Source organism: Brevundimonas sp. Leaf168 (assembly GCF_001423685.1).
In the GTDB taxonomy this organism is placed as follows: domain Bacteria; phylum Pseudomonadota; class Alphaproteobacteria; order Caulobacterales; family Caulobacteraceae; genus Brevundimonas; species Brevundimonas vesicularis_C.
On record NZ_LMOY01000011.1, the window covers coordinates 237 to 21,649 of the forward strand.

Here is a 21,413-nt window from a genome sequence, read left to right on the forward strand (position 1 = left end):
CGGCAACCCAGGCTCGGGCAACCCYGGCAACGGCAACCCRGGYTCGGGCAATCCGGGCAACGGCAACCCAGGCTCGGGCAACCCCGGCAACGGCAACCCGGGTTCRGGCAATCCCGGCAACGGTAACCCCGGCAACGGTAATCCGGGCAATGGCAACCCCGGCAACGGCAACCCGGGTTCGGGCAATCCCGGCAACGGTAACCCCGGCAACGGTAATCCGGGCAATGGCAACCCTGGCAACGGCAACCCAGGCTCGGGYAACCCMGGCAACGGCAACCCTGGCAACGGCAACCCCGGCTCGGGCAATCCGGGCAATGGTAACCCGGGGTCGGGCGACCCGGGCAACGGCAACCCCGGCAACGGCAACCCCGGCAACGGCAACCCCGGCTCGGGCAACCCTGGCAACGGCAATCCGGGCAACGGTAACCCCGGCAACGGTAACCCCGGCAAGGGCAACCCCGGCTCGGGCAACCCTGGCAACGGCAATCCGGGCTCGGGCAACCCTGGCAACGGCAACCCCGGCAACGGCAACCCCGGCAACGGCAACCCCGGCAACGGCAACCCGGGCTCGGGCAACCCAGGCAACGGCAACCCTGGCAACGGCAACCCTGGCAACGGCAACCCCGGCTCGGGCAATCCGGGCAACGGTAACCCCGGCAACGGCAACCCCGGCTCGGGCAACCCCGGCTCCGGCAACCCCGGCTCGGGCAATCCCGGCGCCGGCAACCCTGGCAACGGCAACCCCGGCAACGGCAACCCCGGCAACGGCAATCCGGGCAACGGCAACCCGGGCTCGGGCAACCCAGGCAACGGCAACCCTGGCAACGGCAACCCCGGCTCGGGCAATCCGGGCAATGGTAACCCSGGSTCGGGTAACCCCGGGCAACGGYAACCCYGGCAACGGCAACCCCGGCTCTGGCAACCCTGGCAACGGCAATCCGGGCAATGGTAACCCCGGCTCGGGTAACCCCGGCAACGGCAACCCTGGCAACGGCAAYCCCGGCTCGGGCAACCCCGGCGCCGGCAACCCCGGCTCGGGCAATCCGGGCAACGGTAACCCTGGCAACGGCAACCCCGGCAACGGCAATCCGGGCTCGGGCAACCCGGGCAACGGCAACCCCGGCAACGGTAATCCGGGTGGGGATGATCCCGGCAAGGGCGGTCCTCGGCCTCCGAAGCGGTGACCATGCGCACCGCTGCTGATGGACTCGGTCGACGTCGACTTCCTGTCGTCGTTTGGTCCGTGCTGATCCTGGCGTTCGCTGGCGTTGGCATGCTCGCGAACGCCTTCCGGCCCCTAGACGACGTCATCGCCTCTGCGCGGTTCTCGGTTCTGGAGCGACCTGCCAGCCAGAGCCTGACGATCGTCGAGATCGATTCCCGAAGCCTGGTCGCCGCAGAAGCCTGGCCATGGGACCGGCGAAGATATGCCCAAGCGATCGACAATCTGATTGCGGCCGGCGCGACCCTGGTCGCCGTCGATGTCGATTTCAGCGCGCCGTCCAACCCCGCGTCCGATCAGGCGCTGGCGGCGGCGGTATCGCGCCATCCTGGTCAGGTGGCGTTGGCGACCTTTGAGCAGATGGAGTCGTATGGCGCCGGCGAGAGACGCAGATCGGGCAACCGCCCGATCGGGCCGCTTCTGAACGAGTCGTTGCTCGCGTCGGTCAATGTGCCGGTGGATGGGGACGGACGGGTGCGCCATTACGATTACGGCGCCTCAGAAGACGCGCCGCCATCGGTCGCGGCCCTGCTGGCCGATGCCTCGGTGCGTCAGGGCGCTTTCACCGTCGATTTCGGGATCGAGCAGAAATCGATCCCCCACCTCAGTTTCGAGAACGTCTATAGCGGCCGCTTCGACCCCTCGCTCGTGCGCGGCAAGAAGGTCCTGATGGGGGCGACGGCCCTGGAACTCGGCGACGAGTTCGCCACGCCCGTCGGGCTGTTGCCCGGCGTCATCATCCACGCCCTCGCCTACGAAAGTATCGCTGGCGGACGGGCCTTGATCAGCCTCAGCCCGCTGGCTCTTCTGATCCTCTGCGCCGGACTCGTCGCGGCGCTGCAGCCCGTCAGAAGCGGGGGCGCTGCTCTGTGGCGGTTAGTCGTGCGCCATGTCGCCGTCACGGCCTTGATCGTGATCGCGCCGGTCGTGCTTCAGGCCTTGTTGGCGGTTAGCATCGACATCGCCGCGCTTCTTTTCACGCAGACACTGATGGCGATCTGGGCGACCCGCGTCGAGCTGACGAGGCAGGCCAAGGCGATCGTGCAGGCGCGAGAGGCCGGCCTGCTTCATCTGGCGATGCATCAGCCGGAAACCGGGCTTCCAAACCGCCGAGCCCTGCTGGCGGGCATCGACGATCTCATCGCCACAGCCGAGACGAACGTCGCCGTCTTTGCGATCGGCGTGGATCGCCATGCGGAAATGCGCGGGGTCGTCGGTTATGACGTCGCCAACACCTTGATGGTCCAGCTTGCCGATCGCTTGGCCGATTTGGCCGAAGTGGACCTGGTGGCGCAAATCGCGTCCTCGGTGCTCGCCTTCTCGCGGGCCGATCTGTCCGCCGATCAGCAACACGCCCTGGCCAGATCTCTTCGCGCCGTAGAGACGACCTTCACAGTCGACGGCCAGCCGCTGGATCTGTTCGTCCGCATCGGCAGCGCCTCGCAGGATAGGCAATCGGCGAGCGGCGACGCCCTGATCGAACGGGCGACGACGGCGCTAAACCAGGCCGATCTCTCGGACGACCGTACGGTGCTGTATGACGAGGCGACTTTTGTCGATCCCGACAACAACCTCGCCCTAATGTCGGAACTTCGCGACGCCCTGCGCAGGAGCGACGTCAGTCTGCACTATCAGCCGAAGCGGAAGACCTCGGATGGCTCAACGGCTTCGGTCGAGGCGCTCTGCCGCTGGCATCATCCGGTGCGGGGTCGGATCGGGCCGGACCTCTTCATTCCGATCGCCGAACAGACGGGACAGATCAGGGCGCTGACCGAATGGAGCATCGTTAAGGCGATTGAAGATCAGGCCGCGCTCAGGGCTCGGGGCGTTCATCTGGCCATCGCTCTGAATGTGTCCGGACGGCTCCTTGTGGACGAGGCCTTCCAAGCGCGTGCGCTTCAGGTGATCGAGGGCTGCGACGCCGATCTCATCTTCGAAATCACTGAGACTGCCGTCATCGAAAACCCGAAGATCGCGGCCCAGGCGATCGCGGCCTATCGGTCGGCGGGGGTGCGGATTTCGATCGACGACTACGGCGCCGGCCTATCTTCGCTCAGCTATCTGAAAATGCTGAACGCTGACGAGTTGAAGATCGACCGGTCCCTGATCCTTGATGTCCTCGACAGCGGGCGTGATCGCCTGATCATCAAATCCACCGTCGATCTGGCCCACGGCTTAGGCATGACCGTCGTCGCAGAAGGCGTTGAAACCGAGGAAGTCTTTGACGCCTTGTCGGCTCTGGGATGTGACACCATCCAGGGCTACTGGGTCTCGCGACCACTGCCTTTTGAAGGTCTGGTGAGTTTTTTGACACCATCCGAAAGCACAAAAGTTCTGTCCGACCCCCATCTAGGCACCGCTGCATAGAGCTTGAGGATCGTAACATGAAGCTTGGGGCAGCACGCGATTGGCGCTCGTTACAGGATTGATGATTCTAACGTGCAGAAAATCGGGCATATTTTCCCAGACTACGAATCTGAGGGTCGGGCGTTCGAATCGCTCCGGGTGCGCCACTTTCTCCAAATCGACGACTTTGCGACCACGCGGAGCGGACGACACCGTGTCAGCGCGCCTGACGGCGCCACTTGAGATCGATCCAACACCTATACGAACGCTTAACCCCGCCTGATATACAACCTAAACGAGTAATCGTGAGGTTGGCGTGCGGACGTTCGGACCCATTCCTTCTGCAAGGCGACGCGGGCGCGAGGGCGTGGCGGCGGTGGAGTTTGCGCTGGTGGGGCCGATTCTGGTCCTGCTGCTGATCGTCATCGTCGTTTATGGCGGCTGGTTTCTGATGGCCCAGTCGGTTCAGGCCTTGGCGTCGGAGGGCGCCAGGGCGGCGATCGGGGGGCTGGATCCAGTCGAGCGCGACGGTCTGGCGCGGCGCGAGGTCAGCGAGGCGGTGCGGGGCGTGGCGCTGAACCCCAAGCACACGACCATCGAGGTAATGGAGGACGCCGGCCGGCTGCGGGTCGTCGTCGTCTATGACGCGAGCGACAGTCTGATCATGGCGCTGGGCGGAATGCTGCCGCGTCCGCCGTCTGTCATTCGGCGGTCGGCGGTCATCCATGTGGGCGACTATTGATGAGCGTCCGGGCCCCTTGTCTGCGGCTGCGGTTCGGCGCCGATCGGCGCGGGGCGGTGGCGGTGATCGCGGCGGTCGCGGGCGGTCTGTTGTGTCTGTTCACGGCGGCGGTGATCGACCTAGGTGTTCTGGTTCTGCACACCCGCCGGGTTCAGGGGGCGGCGGATCTCGCGGCGCTGTCGGCGGTACGGAACCTGGCGCAGGGCGAGGGTGCGGTCGCCCGTGCAGCCCAGGCGACGGTCGAGGCCAATGTGGCGCCCGACGTTTCGGTCACGGTGGCGACGGCGCTAGGTGTCTATACGCCCGATCCGGCCAAGGCGCGCAATGACCGGTTCATGACGGGCGGGATCAAGCCGAACGCCGCACGGGTCGAGGTCACCAGCCGCGCGCCGATGTTCTTCACGCCGCTGTTGCTGGGCCGCGATCAGGTGCGGGTCACCCGCCGGGCCACGGCGACGACGGGCGGCGGGACGCCCAAGGCCATGATCTCGATCGGGTCGCGTCTGGCGCGACTGGACGGCGGCGTGGCCAATCAGGTGCTCGGCGGCCTGACCGGGTCCAAGGTCTCGCTCAGCGTCATGGACTATCGTCGTCTGATCGATCTGGACGTCAATTTGCTGGGGTTCACCGACGCCTTGGCGACCGATCTGGGCGTCCAGGTCGGCGACTATGACCGGCTTCTGGCGACCCAGGTCGATGCCGGCCGTGCGCTGAGGGTGCTGGAGCGAGTGGCGGGCGGCCAGGACGGCGGGGCGCTGGGCAAGCTGGCCTCGGCCTCGGTCGGAACGAAGGTCAGGCTGAGCGACCTGATCGGGCTGGAGGCGCAATCGCCCGACGGGATCCGCGAGGGGCTGGACGCGTCGGTCTCGGCCATGGATCTGGTCATGGCCATGCTGGAGGTCGGGGGCGGGGACCGACAGATAGCGCTGAACCTGGGCGTGCCGGTCGGGCTCGCCGATCTGAAGACCAGCCTGGCGATCGGCGAACGGCCCAATCGCTCGCCCTGGCTGACGGTGACGGCCAACGGCCAGCCGATCATCCGCACGGCTCAGGCGCGGCTCTACGTGCGGGCCAAGACGGCGCAATCCCTGTCGGGTCTGGCGCGGATTGAACTGCCGATCCTGATCGAAATGGCGGCGTCCGAGGCGCGGCTGAAGTCGCTGTCCTGCGATCCGGCGCACGCGGTCGAGGTCGATGTGCGGCCGGGCCTGGCGCGCGCATCGATCGGTGTGGTGGACGAGGCCAAGCTTGACGACTTCAAGGCCCCGCTGGCGCCCCAGCGCGCGACCCTGCTGTCGGTCCTGGGCCTCGTCAGCATCACCGGCAAGGCGGATGTCGAGGCGGCGGACGCCGGTTTCAGATCGCTAAGGTTCGACGCGGGCGACATCGACAATCAGCGCACCAAGACCATGGCGTCGCGCGGCTTCGCCAGTGGTGCGGTGGCCAGCCTGCTGGCGCGCCTGGACGTGGATGTGAACGTGATCGGCCTAGGCCTGGGGCTCGGCGACCTGACCAAGGCCCTGGGGCGGCTGCTGGAGCCGCTGGGGCCGGTGCTGGACGGCGCGCTGAATCCGGTACTGGACCTGTTGGGCCTGAAGCTGGGCGAGGCCGATGTGACGGTCCACGGCCTGTCCTGCCCGACGCCGGGGCGCGCAACCCCGCGTCTGGTCGGCTGAACCTTAGCCGCGAGCGGGACGCAGGCCTTCGGCCGAGGCCTGCTGCATGGCCGGGCGCTTTTGACCGCCCGAGGCGATGATGCGGTCGATGCGGGCCTTTTCGGCGCGGAAGGCGGTCAGGTCGGCGCCGGCCAGTTCGGTCCCTTCCTGGGTGCGCACGCCGGCGGGATTGATCCGCTGGCCGCCGCGCCACAGCTCATAGTGAAGGTGCGGACCGGTCGAGGCGCCGGTTGAGCCGACGTAGGCGACGATCTGACCCTGGCTGACCCGCTGGCCGGCGCGGATGCCCGAGCCGTAGCGCGACAGGTGGCCGTAGCCGCTTTCCAGTCCGTTGTTGTGGCGGATGCGCAGCCAGTTGCCGTAACCGCCCCAGCGGCGCGCCTCGACCACCACGCCGTCCGCGGGGGCCACGACCGGCGTGCCGGTTCCGGCGGCGAAGTCGATGCCTTGGTGCATCTTCTTGTAGCCCGAGATCGGGTGGGTGCGGAAACCAAAGCCCGAGGACACGCGGCGGAAGTTCTGCAGTGGCGTGCGCATCATGGCCGAACGCAGGTTCTTGCCGTTCGAATCGAAGAACTGGGCCTCCTTCGCGCCGGCGGGCTTGAAGCGATAGAAGGTCACGCCGCGCAGTTCGGCGTACATCAGGTCGCCCACATCCACCGTGCGGCCGGCTTCGGTCACTTCACGGTCGAAGACCATGGTGAACTCGTCGGAGGCGCGGATGTCGCGCTGCATGTCGAACTTGGTGGCGAACAGGCGGCTGGCGGAACGGACGATGGAGGCGGTGGCGCCCAGTTCACGCGCGCTGGCCGACAGGCTGCGCTCGACATCGCCCTTCAGGACGACGGTCTCGTGAGTGACTTTTTCTTCCAGCGAACGCAGGCGCAGGGCGCCGTCGAAGCTGCGCGATACGGTCAGTTGCGACGCCGGGCCGGTGCGCATCGTCAGGCCGATCAGGCGGGCGTCGCCCCGGCCGTTGCGCGGTTTGGCGATGGCGGTTTCGAACTTCAGTCCGGCGCGCAGATCGGCGAGGTCAAAGGCGTTGGCGACGGTGGCGGCGACCGCGCTGGCTTCTTCGGGGGCGACGCCGGTGCGGCGCACGGCCTGCTCGAAGGTTTCGCCGCGGCGGATCTGGACGTTGACGGCCTCGGGCGCCGTCATTCCGGCGGGAGCGTTGGCGGCGGCGAAGGCCTTGGCTTCCATGGCCGCCATCTGCGTCGAGGTCAGCGCGGGAACTTCTTCCGCCTGAGCGGGTTGATAGGCTCGACCGGCGAGCATCGCCACCGAGATTGCAGCTGCCGCCGTAAGCATGTGCGGCGCGAGCCGCGTCGGCTGGCGGCGTGGGTCGAACTGAGCCATCGGTCCCCGTCGTATTGCGACGCCTTCGGCGCCAAAGCTTTACTCGTTCTCGAAGATCGCGCCGTATCGCCCGTGGCGCGAAGGCGGTCCTATACCGTGCTTGTCTCATTTTGGAAAGCAGACCGTTACAAACGGTTAACGTGCGTCAGACAAAGCTCGACGGCGCAGGGATCCCGACCGGTCGATTCGCCGTTATCTGGCCCAGCTTGACCGGCAGGAAGCGGGCGCCGAAAGCCGACCGTCACGCTTTGATCTTGTGCTGAAGACAAGGATGACCAAGGTGGGCGGCCTGCCGTTTCAATCACGCGATCGATCCGTTTGACCGACACACCGTCCAAGCCCGAGCCAAAGCCAAAGCCGCAGGCCAAGACCCGTCGCGTCCTGCGCGCCGTCGCCGTCGGGGTTCTGATCCTGGCGCTGCTGGTCGGCGTGGTGGCGGCCCTGATCTATCTCAATCGCCGCGCGGTGGCGCGCAACGTCCTCGTCGGCTGGCTGGACCAGCGCGGCATCCCGGCCGACGTCGAGGTGGAGCGGATCGAGATCGACGGCTTCGTCGGCCGCATCCGCATCGGCGATCCGAAGAATCCGGATGTCGTGGTCGAGCGGGCCGAGGTCGATTACGCCGTCGCCCTGCCGTGGTCCAGGTCGGGCCTGGGCGTCACCCCCAGCCGCATCCGTCTGGTGCGCCCGGTCGTCCGGGCCAGCTGGAAGGGCGGAAAGCTGTCGTTCGGCTCGCTGGACCCGCTGATCAAGGAGTTCACCGGCGGGCCGCCGCGTCCGGATTCGCGCGGGCCCCTGGTCATCGTCGAGGGCGGCCGCGGGCGGTTGAATACGGAATACGGGCCGGTCGATCTGCTGGCTGACGCCCGGATTGACGACGGCAAGCTGATGCGGCTGGCGGCGCGGCTGCCGAAGGCCGCGCTGAAGAGCGGTGACACGCAGGCCCAGGGCCTGTCCGGCCTTCTGGATCTGACCACGACCGGCGACCGGATGGCGATCAAGCTGTCGGCCGCCGCCGACAGCTTCGCGACACCGGCGGCCCGAGGGCAGGGGGCTGCGCTGACGCTGACCGGCGATCTGCCCTATCCGGATTTGAAGACGCGGCGCGGCGACGGCCGGGCGGTTCTGGACGCCCGCTTGACCGGCGAGCGCCTGGGCACCCCAACGCTCAGCGCCCGCAGCGCCGATGTCGCCGCCCGGTTCGACGGCGCCGTCTCCGGCTGGATCGAAACCTTCCGGCTGGACGGCGAAGTCACGACCGCGCTGAAGGCGGCGGCTGTCGAGGGCGCGGACCTGCGTATCGCCGATGTCGCCGCGACGGCGACGCGGAGCAAGCTGACGGTGTCGCGCGACGACGCCGTGCGCTGGCGCATGCAGGGGCCGCTGGCCCTGACCGCCGGTTCGGGACGGACGGGTCAGACGACGATCGGCGGACTGTCGTTGACGTCGCGCGACCTGGCCTTGGGCGGCAAGGACTCGGCCTTCGAGGCGACCGGGCCCTTGAGCGCGACCTTCGACCGTTTCGGTTTCGGCGACCTGGCGCTGAAGCGCGGCCGCGCCGACCTGGATCTGGACGTGGTCAGCGACGGCGGGGTTCAGATCGCGGCGAACGGATCGCTGCGCGCCGCCGACGGCGCCTGGCCCCTGTTCGGCGCGGTCGGCCCCGACGACATCGCCGAGCTGGCCGAGATGAAGCGCGCGCTGGGACGCTTCACCCTGAACGCGCCCGCCATCCGCTTCGCCACGGGCGCGGCCGGCACGACCGTCGCCCTGTCGCGTCCCGTGACCCTGACGCCCGCAAACGGCGGCGTCCTGACGGTGGCTCAGGGTCAGGGCGGCGCTTATCAGGCCGAGCCGGGACGGCTGGGCGGCGGGGCGCTGACCCTGACCGCCACGCGCGGCAAGGGCCTGCCGGAAATGTCCGTCGCGGTCCCGAACTGGCGCCTGACCGAGGGCGGGTTCGAAGCGACGCTGGACGGTCGCGCCCGACTGGATTTCGACCTGGCGCGCGGCATCGACGCCCGAACACGTGGCGTCCTGGCTACGAACGCCGGCCGGCTGACCTATGCCACATCCGACTGCGTCGATCTGACCGTCGAGCGGCTGGAGCTGGACGAGAACGACGTGCATCAGGTCGCCGGCAAACTGTGTCCCCAGGGCGGTCCGCTGTTGACGTCCAAGGACGGCGTCTGGCGCGTCGCGGGCGGGTTCAGTCAGGTGTCGGCCCAGGCGCCCTTCCTCGGCATGCGGTTCGCTGACGCTGCGGGCCGTGTCACCGTCGACGGAACCAAGGCGGGGATCGGCCTGACCGCCGACGTGGCCGCCGCCCGCGTCATCGACGCCCTGACGCCCGAACGGTTCGAACCCCTGTTCGCCAAGGGTCGGGCGACCCTGGCCAACGAACGCTGGAGCGGCGCCTTCGATCTGAAGGGCACGGGCGCGGCCGCCGCCTATGATCTCGGCCGCCTGACCCTGGCGCACGATGGGCGCGTTGGGGCAGGCGGCATCGTCATCACCGCCCCGAACGTGGTCTTTTCCGAGCATGGGCTGCAGCCGGAGATGCTCAGCCCGCTCGCCGCCAACTTCCTGCAGTCGCCGGTCGAAGGCGCCGTCAGCTTCGACGGACGTTTCGACTGGACCAAGGACGCCGAACCGACCTCCAGCGGCCATCTGGTCACGCCGGGCCTGGATTTCGTCAGTCCGGTCGGGGCGGTGAAGGGCCTGCGCGGCGACATCGTCTTCAGCAGCCTGACGCCCCTCATCACCGCCCCGAACCAGAAGCTGACGGCCGACAGCCTGGCCGTCGGCACCGCGGTCACGGCGCTGGATTTGACCTTTGCCATCACCGAAGAGGGCGTGCTGATCGACGGCGCGCAGGTCGTCGCCGGCGGCGGGACCGTCTCGGTCGAGCCCTTCACCGTCCCGCTGGACGCCACCCAGCCCTACAGCGGCGTGATCGTGCTGGACCGGGTGCAACTGGGCGATATTGTCGCCGACACCGGCTTTGACGACAAGGTTCAGCTGGACGCTGTCGTCTCGGGCCGCCTGCCCTTCATCATGGACCCCAAGCGCGGGCTCAAGATCACCGCCGGCAAGCTGGAGGCGGTTCAGCCGGGCCGCCTGTCGATCAAGCGGGACGTCCTGACCGATGTCGCCGCCAGCGGCGGGGGCGGCGAGGTATCGGAAAACGTTGTCGAGGACCTGGCCTATCAGGCGATGGAGAACCTGTCCTTCGATCAGCTCAGCGCCGATGTGAACAGCCTGGACGGGGGGCGTCTGGCAGTCCTGTTTCACATCCGGGGTCGCCACGATCCGCCCCAGCGCCAGGAGTTGCGCCTGACCCTGCCTGAGCTGATCAGCCGCCAATTCTTGAACCGCAAACTGCCGTTGCCGTCGAACACCCAGATCGATCTGACGCTGGACACGACCCTGAACGCCAACCAGCTGATCTCGGATCTGCTGGCCGTCAATCGCGCTCGCCAGGGTCAGCAGGATGCGACGCCGGCGCCCGTTCCGGCGCCGGCCGATTGAACTTCACCATTCAGCGCGCGTTCATTGGGCGGCGTGCTATTAGAGACATCACCCTCGGCCGAACCGGAGCCCACGTCATGATCCACAAGCGCCAACTGGCCGGCCTCGGTTTCGGAGCCGTCGTCGTCGCCCTCGCGGCCTGCGCCCCGACCATCCGTCTTGAGGTCGCGCCGATCCAGATCTACGCCAAGCTGGACGCCGACGTGCGCGTTCGGCTTGACCAGGAGCTGCAGCAGCTGTTGCAGCAGAACCCCAATCTCTTCTGATTTCCCGCTTCTCTCTGAAAGGGACAGGCTGACATGACCTTCCGCAAACTCTTCGTCATCGGCGCCGCCGTTGCGGCTCTGGGCGTCGCGGGCGCCGCCCTCGCCCAGACCAGCGCCCAGAAGGCGCAGATCGACCAGGCCAAGGCCGCTGGCACAGTGGGTGAGCAGGCCGACGGTTATCTGGGCTTCCGCACCCCGACCTCGGACGCCAGCCTGCGCGCCGCGGTCGACGCCACCAACTCCGGCCGCCGCGCCGCCTACGCCCGCAGCGCCGCTGAGGCCGGCACCTCGGCCGATGTCGCCGGGGCCCGGATGTTCGAGGCCCAGCTGCTGCCCCGCATCTCCTCGGGTCAATGGTACCGCAACGCCCAGGGCCAGTGGGTCCAGCGCTAGGATCACGCTTTTCCCACCCCTCGGGCGATATCCCGGGGGGTGTTTTATCTGGGCGATCAGTGACGGCGTCAGGCGGCGGCGCGTCGATCCATCAGCGCCGGCGACAGCAGCACTTCGGCCAGCGCCCTGACCACCGGCACGGCCACCGCATCGCCCATCAGCTTCAGCGCTGCGCTTTCGCTCGACGGCAACCGATAGTCGTCCGACACGCCCATCAGCCGCGCGGCCTCGCGTCCGGTCAGCCGCCGAACCCGCGCCCGGCCCTGATCGCACACCACCACATATTGCCGCGACGAGCCGCCGGCGGGCGTGCGCAGGCATCCGGCCAAGCCATCGAACCGGATTTCCAGCCGCTGGACCTTCCGGCCGTTCTCGGTCCGCACCCGGCGATAGGCGGCGCCGACGCAACGCTGACCCGAGGCCAGGGCCGACGCGATCCGGGCGCGGTGCAGCGGCGCGGCCAAGGCCAGGATGGCGTCCGCATCATCCAGCCAGCAGACGGCGTCGTCCGGCTCCAGCATGGCCGCCAGGTCCAGATTGCGCTGCGACGGCGCGGGCAGCGACCACCAGGCCCAGGCCGCCTTGACCGCCTCGGGCAGCCGCGCGTGGGCGGCGACCAGACGCGCTGAATGGAAGGGCTGGGTCGGACCGGCCGCCCGCGGCGCTTCACCCTGAATGGCCACGACGAACAAGCGCGGGCGCGACTGGGGCAGCCAGTGGGCGGCGTCCATCTCCAGCGCGCCGACCGTATAGCCCGCCTCGACCATCGCCGTGCAGACGGCCGTGAAATCTCGCCCCACTTCGGTCCCGGGCCCTGAGGTCAGCAGGCCGATGACGTTCTCCAGCACGATCACGCGCGGGCCGCGTCCCTCGGCCGCCAGCCCCTGCATCAGCCGCCAGAAGCCCCAGAAGGCCCCCGATCGCCCGGCCTCCAGCCCGCCGCGCGCGCCCGCCAAGCTGACGTCCTGACAGGGCGACGAGGCCCAGGCCATGTCCGGCCGTCCCGGCAGATCGTCGACAGTCAAACTCCAGACATCGCCCTGGCGAAACGGGGTATGTGGATGATTGGCTTTGAAGGCGCGCGCCTTGGCCCCGTCCATGTCGTTGGCGAAGACGGTGTCGATGCCGGCGGCGGACAGTCCCAACCCCGCCAGGCCGCCCCCGGCGAAGAACTCGAATGCGGTGGGGCGAATCGACATGGGATCAGCATAACCCAGCCGCGCCCCTTGACCGAGGGCGGCAGGGACCTCACCTGCGCCCGAACCAAAAGGAGCCGTCATGCGCCTCATTCCGCTCGCCGCCGCCCCGTTCGCCATCGCCCCAATTGTCATCGCCCTTGCCGGCCTCTCGCTCGGCGCCTGTTACGACCGCGAGGAGTCCAAGCCCAGGCCGGCGCCGCAGCCCCAGGCCGCCGTCACCCTTGGCGGGGTCGATCTGGGCCAGCCGGTGCGGGCGCTGGGGACCGAACCCTTCTGGGGCGTGGAGATCACGCCGGACGCCCTGATCTACACCCGCGTCGATCAGCCGACCCAGCGAGCGCCGAACCATGGCGCGACGGTCCAGGGCACGGTCGCGACCTTCGCCAGCTCGACCAATCTGAACAAGGCGCTGAACGTCGTGCTGATCGCCACCGAATGTTCGGACGGCATGAGCGACCGCACCTATCCGCTGACGGCCAAGGTCGAGATCGGCGACGACGAGCTGACCGGCTGCGCGGCGCCCGCGTCGATGCTGACCACCCAGCCCGCGCCCTAGCGCGTGATCGTTTCGGATCGGGGCGCAACGCGGCCCCGTCCGAAGCGTGAATCATGCGCTCAAAGAGAGCGTCACCACCATTCGGCGTCGCGCAGCATCCGGGCGTAGCGGCGGCTGACGGGCGCCGACAGGCCGCCGTCCAGCGTCAGGGTCGCGCGCCCGTCGCCGCGTTCGACGGCGCGCACCGCCTCGCGCGCCACCCACCAGCTGCGGTGGGTCTGGGCGCCCTCCAGCCCCTCCAGCTCTTCCACGGCGTCCGACAGCCGCATCAGGATCAGGTCCGACCCCCGGTCGGTGTGGATGCGCAGATAATGGTCCTCGGCCTGCACCGCCCGGATCGTCGCGCCTTTCAGCTTCAGCGGCAGACGGTCCAGAAACCGAACCGGACGGGCCGCTGTCTCGGGCGGCGCCGCAGGGTCTGGACTGGCGTGGCCCGCCCCAGAAAGACGTTCAACGTCGTCACCGCCGCCGTGATGACCACGACGGGCACGACCAGTTCCGGCAGCACCGCCAGCGGATAAAGCCTCTGGGCGAAGAACAGGCCCGTCGCCGCCCACACCAGCACGCACAGCGGCCCGGTGATGATCACGACCATGACCGCGATGCTCAGCCACGGCCGCTCGTCGGAATCCAGAAACCGGCTGACCACGACGCCGCACAGATGCCCCCACAGTCCGCCCAGCACCATGACCAGCACCCAATAGGCCAGCCGTACGGGCAGCGACGCGCCCGCGCTGCCGAAGGCGCCGGTCACCGCCAGAAAGACGCCCGCCAGAACGGCGACGATGAGACCGCGCAAGAAGGTGCGGCGGCGGTCGGCGGCAGGGGACGTCATCTGGGCTTTCGCAGTCGGAAGATCGCGCCTTGAAACCACGATTTTCGGCCGGGCGAAAGTCGGGCGCGCGACGGCACCCCGGCGTGAACGATCAGCCCTGGCGCGGGGTCATTCCCGCCACGGCGCGGAAACCGGCCGCCGCGAACCGGACCATATAGTCGCCGGCCGTCTCCAGATCGCCGGATCGCGCCCGCCCGTTCGACAGCCGGTCCAGGCGCCCGGTCTCGCCCAGCGTCAGGGTCAGGGCGCCCGACAGATTGTGATAGCCCCAGTACAGATCGACCTCGCTGGCGCCCGGCAGCACCTTGGCGATCAGCTCGATCAGCCGGTGGATGGCCGGGTCGAAATAGCGCGCCATCGTCTCGCCGCCGAAGCTGGGGTTTGCGTTGGTCTGGGCCACCAGGGCGGAATAGTGTTTCCAGCCCGGCCCGCCCTTCAGCGACCATTCGAACGGCGGCCGCAGGAAGGCTTCCAACAGGCCCTCCAGCGTCATGTCGTCGCCCGCCGTCTCGGCGTAGCGGTCGATGGCGGCGACCCGGTCGTCGTTCCAGACCTCGGCCCGGCGCAGGAAGACGGCGTCGAACAGCTCGCGCTTGGCCCCGAAATAGTAGTGAACCAGGGCCGTATCGACGCCCGCCTCGCGCGCCACCTCGCGGATGGTGACGCCGTAGAAGCCGTGTTTGGAAAACAGATCCTCGGCCGCATCCAGGATCAGATCGCGCGTCTCGCCCGCCGCCTTGGCTTCGGTCTTGGGCGGCCGGCCGCGCCGCGCCGGCGCAGCGCCCGCCGCCTTGCGGCGCGCGGCGGCGACGGGGCGGGGAAGGGGGGCGGCGGCGTCCGGCTTGCTCATGCGGCAAGGCTAGGCGCACGACCGCGACGGTGCAACGGCGCCACGGTCTGGGAACCAAGTGACGCTGCGTCAGTCCAGTGTTTGACAGACGGCCGAAACCGGGTAGGTTCCGTGAAAATCATTGAACGCTGAATAAAAGCGTCCATCGGGCTGGAAACGACAAAGGGGTCTAGGATCATGAATCGTCATGTGAAGTGCGCGCTGCTGGCCGGCGCGGCGTGGGGCGTGCTTGCGGGGGCCACGTTTGCCCAGGACGCGGAGGCGACCGCTCAGGCCGCGAACGCTCAGGACGCCGCAACCGTCGACGACATCGTCGTCACCGCGCGCCGCCGCGCGGAAAGCCTGCAGGATGTGCCGGTCGCCGTGACCGCCGTCACCGGCGAACAGCTTGAGGCGCGCGGCGCCCTGGACATCACCGAACTGGCGCGCTCGACGCCCAGCCTGACGCTGAACGCCGCGCGGGGCTCGAACTCGACCCTCATCTCCTTCATTCGCGGCGTGGGCCAGCAGGATCCGCTGTGGGGCTTCGATCCCGGCGTCGGCCTGTATATCGACGACGTCTATGTGGCCCGTCCGCAGGCCGCCGTTCTGGACATTTTCGACGTGGAGCGGGTCGAGGTGCTGCGCGGTCCGCAAGGCACGCTTTACGGCCGCAACACCATCGGCGGCGCCATCAAATATGTGACCAGCCGCATCAATGCGGACGAGCCCGAGGGACGCCTTCGCGCCTCCTACGGCAGCTATAACCAGCGCGACGTGATCGCCAGCGCGCAGCTGCCCTTCAGCGACGAGTTCAAGGTCTCGGCCGCCCTGGCCCGCTATCTGCGCGACGGCTACGGCAAGAACCTGAACACCGGCAACGAACACTACAACAAGGACGTGACCGCCTTCCGCGCCAGCGCGGAATGGAGCCCGACCGACAGCCTGTTCTTCCGTCTGGCCGGCGATCTGGTGAATGACGATTCCAACGCGCGCCACGGCCACCGCGAGTTCGCCCCGTCGCCTGCCGATGTCTATGACACCAACGCCGGCGCCGGCGACAAGAACCGCGTCCAGACGCGCGGCGTGTCGCTGACCGGCGAGTGGGAGATGAGCGACATGTTCACCTTCAAGTCGATCACCGCCTATCGTGAGGGCCTGACGCGCGGCAACATCGACTTCGACAACCTGCCTCAGCCCATCCTCGACATCCCCGCCGCCTATGACGACGACCAGTTCAGCCAGGAATTCCAGGTTCTGGTCAGCGCGGGCCGCTTGAACGGCGTCGCCGGCGTCTTCTACATGGACGCCAACGCCTCGGGCGCGTTCGACACCGTCGTGGGTCTGGCCAATCTGACGACCCTGACCTCGGGTTCTGTGGCGACCAAGAGCTACGCCGCCTTCGCCGACTTCTCGTATGACTTCACCGACGCCCTTTCGGTCTCGGTCGGCGGTCGCTTCACCAAGGACGAGAAGGAAGGCACCGTCTTCCGCCAGCAGTATCTGGGCATTCGCAGCCCCTATTTCGGCAACAACGCCGCCGTGCCGCTGGGCGCGCCGCGCACCAACTACACTCGCACGCGCGAGTTCGAGAAGTTCACGCCGCGCGTCTCGGTCAACTACAAGTTCGGCCCCGATCTGACGGCCTATGCCTCGTGGGGCGAGGGCTTCAAATCGGGCGGCTTCGACATGCGCGGCGATGCGGTCCTGTATCCCGCCACCGTCAACGGCTATGCCCCGGAAACGGTCGAAACCTACGAGATCGGGCTGAAGGGTTCGCTGCTGGATCGTCGCCTGACCTTCGCCACCGCGATCTTCGATTCCAGCTACGAGAACCAGCAGATCACGACCCAATATCCGGCCGGCGCGACCGTCGCCTCGGTGGTGGACAATGTCGGCTCCTCCTCGATCCGCGGTTGGGAGTTCGAAGGCCGCCTGCGCGCCACCGACGCCCTGACGTTCAACGCCTCGCTGAGCTACATCGACGCCAAGTTCGACCAGTTCCTGGCCTATATCCCGACGGCCTCGGGCAATACGTCCTGCCCGACCCTGCCGGGCTGCGTCGTCGACGTATCCTCGCAGCGCGACTTCCAGAACACGCCGGAATGGACCGGATCGATCTCGGCCAACTACAACTGGGTCATGGAGAATGGCTCGTCGATCGCCTTCATCCCGTCGGTCGCTTACCGCGGCGCCTATCAGCAGTTCGAAACGCCCGCGCCGCTGCTCGATCAGGACGCCTACTGGATGTATGACGCCAGCATCGTCTGGACCTCGTCCGACGACCGCCTGACCTTCGGCGTCCACGGCAAGAACCTGGGCGACGAACGCTATCGCGTCGGCGGCTACACCTTCCCCGGCGCCCTGACCGGCAACTCGATCATCGGCTTCTACGGCCAGCCGCGCACCGTCACGGCGACCCTGGGTCTGAAGTTCTGATCCACATTCCTAACGCCTGACGACGAGGGGCGGCGGTCTCCGGGCCGCCGCCCCTTTTCGCTCCGCCAGGCCTATTTTGCACAGGGCGGACTTGCGGCTAGGCTCGCCTCAACAAACAACAAGACGCCGAGGGGAAACGCCGATGACGACGGAGACGCTGACGATCCAGGAGGCGCGGCCCGAGCGGCCTGAGCGGCCCGGCTACCGCTACTATGTGCTGGCGGTTCTGATCCTGATCTACATGCTGAACTTCCTGGATCGCCAGATCATCGGCATCCTGGCCGCGCCGCTGAAGGAAGAGTTCGGCATGTCCGACAGCCAGTTTGGCCTGTTGGGCGGCATCGCCTTCGCCTCGGTCTATTCGACATTGGCCATTCCTCTGGCCTGGCTGGCGGATCGGTTCAGCCGGGTCTGGATCATGACTGGCGCCCTGGCCGTCTGGTCGGGCTTCACCGCGCTGTGCGGCATGGCCGGGTCGTTCGGCCAGCTGTTCCTGTGCCGGATGGGCGTGGGCATCGGCGAGGCGGGCGGCGTGGCCCCGGCTTATTCGCTGATCGCCGACTATTTCCCGCCGCATCAGCGCGCGCGGGCCATGGCGGCCTTCGCCTTCGGCATTCCGCTGGGCATGGCGGCGGGCACCCTGGTCGGCGGCCTGCTGGCGGCGACCTACGGCTGGCGCACCGCCTTCATCGTGGTCGGCCTGCTGGGCGTGCTGGTCGCACCCCTGCTGCGTCTGACGGTGCGTGATCCCAAGCGGGGCGGCACAGACGCCATCAAGACCGAGGCGCAGGTCGCGGCCTTGGCGGCCGTGCCGGTCGGCACGGACCGGGCCGGCAAGATCGCCGCCCAGATCATGCTGGGTATTGGCGTCGGTCTGCTGATCCTCGGCGCCTTGAGCTGGCTGATGGGCATGTCTCTGGGCAATCCGCTGGTGCTCGCTTTCGGCGGCCTGCTGGCGGTGGTGATCGGCGTGTCGCTAATGATCGCGCGGCGCACCGCCTCGGTGGTTATCCGCAAGCCCAGCTTCTGGCTCCTGGGCCTGGGCGCCGCCTCATCGTCGGTGTGCGGCTATGGCGTGGCCGGCTGGCTGCCCCTGTTCTTCATGCGCAGTTTTGACCTGACACTGAAACAGACCAGCATCTACTATTCCGGCATCGCCCTGATCGGCGGCATCCTGGGCATCTGGCTGGGCGGCATGATCGCCGACAAGCTGTCCAAGAAGGGCAAGGGCGCCTATCCGCTGACGCCGGCCGTCGCCTTCCTGATCTCGGCGCCGTGCTTCATCCTGGCGATGAACTCGCCCTGGCTGATCGGCCTGGTTCTGCCCGGCGGCGGCAGCCACGTTCAGCAGTTGACCCTGGCCTTCCTGATCTTCCTGTTGCCGACAGGACTGAACCTGGCCTGGCTGGGTCCGATCACGGCGGCGGTCCAGCATCTGGTGCCGGCGGCCATGCGCTCGACGGCCTCGGCCCTGTTCCTGCTGCTGAACAATCTGCTCGGGATCGCGGTCGGCTTCTATTATTTCGGCTGGATGAGCGACCTGCTGGCGCCGCGCTTCGGCGAGGAAAGCCTGCGCTGGGCCATCTACACCGGCATGGGCTTCTATGTGCTGGCCGCGATCCTGCTGATCGGGGCGTCGCGCACCCTCAAGAAGGACTGGGTCGACTAAAGGGGGGCTGTGGACGGTTGCACCTGCGAAGGGGTGGGGCCTATAAGCCCCGCAACTCTCCCAGCAGCGGTTGCGACGGTCCCCCATGAACATTCACGAATATCAGGCCAAGCAGGTCCTCAAAGGCTTCGGCGCACCCGTAGCCGAAGGCGTCGCGGTGACGTCGGTCGATCAGGTCGAGGCGGCCGCCAAGTCGCTGCCCGGCCCGCTCTATGTCGTGAAGTCGCAGATCCACGCCGGCGGCCGCGGCAAGGGCAAGTTCAAGGAACTGCCGGCCGACGCCAAGGGCGGCGTTCGCCTGGCCTTCTCGGTCGAGGAAGCCGTCGCCCACGCCAAGGAAATGCTGGGCAACACCCTGGTCACCGCCCAGACGGGCGACGCCGGCAAGCAGGTCAACCGCCTCTACATCGAGGACGGCGCCGACATCGAGCGTGAGCTGTACTGCTCGCTGCTGGTTGATCGCGCTTATGGCCGCATCGCCTTCGTCGTCTCGACCGAAGGCGGCATGGACATCGAAACCGTCGCCCACGACACGCCCGAGAAGATCCAGAACATCGTCATCGACCCGAGCGCGGGCGTGACCGACGCCGACGTCGCCGCCATCGTCGCCGCCTACGGCCTGACGGGCGCCGCGGCCGAAGACGCCAAGTCGCTGTTCCCCGCCCTGTACAAGGCCTTCGTCGAGAAGGACATGGACATGCTGGAGGTGAACCCCCTGATCGTGATGAAGGACGGCCACCTGCGCGTTCTGGACGCCAAGGTCAGCTTCGACGGCAACGCCCTGTTCCGCCACGACGACATCAAGGAACTGCGCGACGAAACCGAAGAAGACGCCAAGGAAATCGAAGCGTCCAAGTGGGACCTCGCCTACGTCTCGCTGGACGGCAACATCGGCTGCATGGTCAATGGCGCAGGGCTCGCCATGGCGACGATGGACATCATCAAGCTGTACGGCAAGGAGCCGGCCAACTTCTGCGACGTCGGCGGCGGCGCCGGCAAGGAGAAGGTCGCTGCGGCCTTCAAGATCATCACCGCCGACCCGAACGTCCAGGGCATCCTGGTCAACATCTTCGGCGGCATCATGAAGTGCGACGTCATCGCCGAGGGCGTGGTCGCGGCCGTGAAGGAAGTCGGCCTGAAGGTGCCGCTGGTCGTGCGTCTTGAAGGCACCAACGCCGAATTGGGCAAGAAAATCCTGAACGAGTCGGGCCTGACCATCCAGGCCGCCGACGACCTCGACGACGCCGCCCAGAAGATCGTCGCGGCGGTCGGCTAAGGCCTCGGCCTTACTCGCCACCGCCCCGCTGACACATCGAATTCAGAGCACAGACCCATGTCCATTCTCGTCGACAAGAACACCAAGATCATCGTCCAGGGCCTGACCGGCAAGACCGGCGGCTTCCACACCGAACAGGCCCTGGCCTATCACGGCACCCAGATGGTCGCCGGCGTGCACCCCTCCAAGGGCGGCACGAACTGGACCGGATCGCACGGTGAGAGCCTGCCGATCTACGCCTCGGTCGCTGAAGCCAAGGACGCCACGGGCGCCGACGCCTCGGTGATCTACGTCCCGCCGTCGGGCGCGGCCGCCGCGATCATCGAAGCCATCGACGCCGAAATCCCCTTCATCACCTGCATCACCGAGGGCATCCCGGTGATGGACATGGTCAAGGTCAAGCGTCGCCTGGAAGGCTCCAAGTCGCGCCTGCTGGGCCCGAACTGCCCCGGCATCCTGACGCCGGACGAGTGCAAGATCGGCATCATGCCGGGCAACATCTTCAAGAAGGGCTCGGTCGGCATCGTGTCGCGTTCGGGCACCCTGACCTATGAAGCCGTGTTCCAGACCACCAACGAAGGCCTGGGCCAGACCACGGCCGTCGGCATCGGCGGCGACCCGGTCAAGGGCACCGAGTTCATCGACGTGCTGGAGCTGTTCCTGGCCGACGAGGAAACTACCTCGATCATCATGATCGGCGAAATCGGCGGCGGCGCGGAAGAAGACGCCGCCCAGTTCCTGATCGACGAAGCCAAGAAGGGCCGCAAGAAGCCGATGGCCGGCTTCATCGCGGGCCGCACGGCTCCGAAGGGTCGCACCATGGGCCACGCCGGCGCGGTCGTCTCGGGCGGCAAGGGCGATGCGGAATCCAAGATCGCGGCGATGGAAGCCGCCGGCATCCGCATGTCGGAATCGCCCGCGCGCCTCGGCAAGACCCTGGTCGAAGTCCTCAAGGGCTGAGGCTTCGAAGTGCGCGCTGCGCGCGGGCGCTACGCTCGCCGCGCGGCGCCTCGCTGCTTGAGCGCCTTTTCGGCATCAAAAATGCCGTGTGACGCATCGATGGACGCCCTCGGCT

17 protein-coding genes and 1 tRNA gene are annotated in these 21,413 nt (G+C 67.8%); 13 read left to right on the forward strand and 5 right to left on the reverse strand.

From position 1 onward, the window contains the following. From ASF81_RS15290 to ASF81_RS11645, 5 genes are all read left to right on the forward strand, one after another. Nucleotides 1–952: hypothetical protein (locus tag ASF81_RS15290; protein WP_200932956.1), on the forward strand; the 952-nt coding region annotated here is incomplete at its 5' end. A gap of 234 nt (nt 953–1,186) precedes the next feature. Continuing rightward, complete coding sequence (locus tag ASF81_RS11635) at nt 1,187–3,589, forward strand: EAL domain-containing protein (RefSeq protein ID WP_156363245.1); 2,403 nt, start codon at nt 1,187–1,189, stop codon at nt 3,587–3,589. 74 nt (nt 3,590–3,663) lie between these two features. After that, nucleotides 3,664–3,735: transfer RNA gene (locus ASF81_RS15090), tRNA-Arg, on the forward strand. Nucleotides 3,736–3,884: 149 nt separating this feature from the next. Then, on the forward strand, nt 3,885–4,310 hold the full coding sequence (locus ASF81_RS11640) for a TadE/TadG family type IV pilus assembly protein (RefSeq protein WP_055808762.1): 426 nt from the start codon (nt 3,885–3,887) through the stop codon (nt 4,308–4,310). Beyond that, nucleotides 4,310–5,986: a TadG family pilus assembly protein gene (locus ASF81_RS11645; RefSeq protein ID WP_055808764.1), complete on the forward strand. Its 1,677-nt coding sequence runs from the start codon at nt 4,310–4,312 to the stop codon at nt 5,984–5,986. The genes ASF81_RS11640 and ASF81_RS11645 overlap by 1 nt, the downstream gene beginning before the upstream one ends. 3 nt (nt 5,987–5,989) lie before the next feature. Here ASF81_RS11645 and ASF81_RS11650 read toward each other — a convergent pair whose 3' ends face one another. Next, on the reverse strand, nt 5,990–7,345 hold the full coding sequence (locus tag ASF81_RS11650) for a M23 family metallopeptidase (RefSeq protein WP_055808766.1): 1,356 nt from the start codon (nt 7,343–7,345) through the stop codon (nt 5,990–5,992). Nucleotides 7,346–7,663: 318 nt separating this feature from the next. On the opposite strand from ASF81_RS11650, the gene ASF81_RS11655 reads away from it, so the two are divergent. From ASF81_RS11655 to ASF81_RS11665, 3 genes are all read left to right on the forward strand, one after another. Beyond that, on the forward strand, nt 7,664–10,876 hold the full coding sequence (locus ASF81_RS11655) for a YdbH domain-containing protein (protein ID WP_055808769.1): 3,213 nt from the start codon (nt 7,664–7,666) through the stop codon (nt 10,874–10,876). A 77-nt stretch (nt 10,877–10,953) separates the two neighbouring features. Next, a complete protein-coding gene (locus ASF81_RS11660; RefSeq protein WP_055754620.1) occupies nt 10,954–11,142 on the forward strand; it encodes a YnbE family lipoprotein in 189 nt (62 codons plus the stop codon). A gap of 33 nt (nt 11,143–11,175) precedes the next feature. After that, nucleotides 11,176–11,535 (forward strand): DUF1318 domain-containing protein, encoded by a 360-nt coding sequence (locus ASF81_RS11665; RefSeq protein ID WP_055808771.1) that lies wholly within the window; start codon nt 11,176–11,178, stop codon nt 11,533–11,535. Between the two features lie 68 nt (nt 11,536–11,603). Here the strand turns inward: ASF81_RS11665 and ASF81_RS11670 are convergent, their stop codons facing one another. Then, nucleotides 11,604–12,734, reverse strand: coding sequence for a DNA cytosine methyltransferase (locus ASF81_RS11670; protein WP_055808773.1), 1,131 nt, complete (start codon nt 12,732–12,734; stop codon nt 11,604–11,606). Between the two features lie 79 nt (nt 12,735–12,813). Here ASF81_RS11670 and ASF81_RS11675 point away from each other — a divergent pair, with 79 nt between their 5' ends. Then, complete coding sequence (locus ASF81_RS11675; RefSeq protein WP_055808775.1) at nt 12,814–13,290, forward strand: COG3650 family protein; 477 nt, start codon at nt 12,814–12,816, stop codon at nt 13,288–13,290. 71 nt (nt 13,291–13,361) lie between these two features. Here the strand turns inward: ASF81_RS11675 and ASF81_RS15480 are convergent, their stop codons facing one another. From ASF81_RS15480 to ASF81_RS11685, 3 genes are all read right to left on the reverse strand, one after another. Further along, nucleotides 13,362–13,619, reverse strand: a complete 258-nt coding sequence (locus ASF81_RS15480; protein ID WP_235559357.1) for a LytTR family DNA-binding domain-containing protein — start codon at nt 13,617–13,619, stop codon at nt 13,362–13,364. Nucleotides 13,620–13,645: 26 nt separating this feature from the next. After that, complete coding sequence (locus tag ASF81_RS15485) at nt 13,646–14,125, reverse strand: hypothetical protein (RefSeq protein WP_235559358.1); 480 nt, start codon at nt 14,123–14,125, stop codon at nt 13,646–13,648. Nucleotides 14,126–14,216: 91 nt separating this feature from the next. Then, nucleotides 14,217–14,975, reverse strand: a complete 759-nt coding sequence (locus ASF81_RS11685; RefSeq protein WP_055808777.1) for a TetR/AcrR family transcriptional regulator — start codon at nt 14,973–14,975, stop codon at nt 14,217–14,219. A 177-nt stretch (nt 14,976–15,152) separates the two neighbouring features. Here ASF81_RS11685 and ASF81_RS11690 point away from each other — a divergent pair, with 177 nt between their 5' ends. The 4 genes from ASF81_RS11690 (at nt 15,153) to sucD (ending at nt 21,298) form a co-directional block, all read left to right on the forward strand. Beyond that, nucleotides 15,153–17,393 carry a TonB-dependent receptor gene (locus tag ASF81_RS11690; protein WP_055808780.1) on the forward strand — a complete coding sequence of 747 codons (2,241 nt, stop codon included), beginning with the start codon at nt 15,153–15,155 and terminating at the stop codon, nt 17,391–17,393. A gap of 142 nt (nt 17,394–17,535) precedes the next feature. After that, the gene (locus ASF81_RS11695) at nt 17,536–19,062 is read left to right on the forward strand and encodes an MFS transporter (RefSeq protein ID WP_055808782.1); all 1,527 of its coding nucleotides are present in this window, start codon (nt 17,536–17,538) and stop codon (nt 19,060–19,062) included. 85 nt (nt 19,063–19,147) lie between these two features. Further along, nucleotides 19,148–20,338: an ADP-forming succinate--CoA ligase subunit beta gene (gene sucC / locus ASF81_RS11700; RefSeq protein ID WP_055808784.1), complete on the forward strand. Its 1,191-nt coding sequence runs from the start codon at nt 19,148–19,150 to the stop codon at nt 20,336–20,338. A gap of 57 nt (nt 20,339–20,395) precedes the next feature. Then, on the forward strand, nt 20,396–21,298 hold the full coding sequence (sucD, locus tag ASF81_RS11705; protein ID WP_045809475.1) for a succinate--CoA ligase subunit alpha: 903 nt from the start codon (nt 20,396–20,398) through the stop codon (nt 21,296–21,298). Nucleotides 21,299–21,413: the final 115 nt, after the last annotated feature.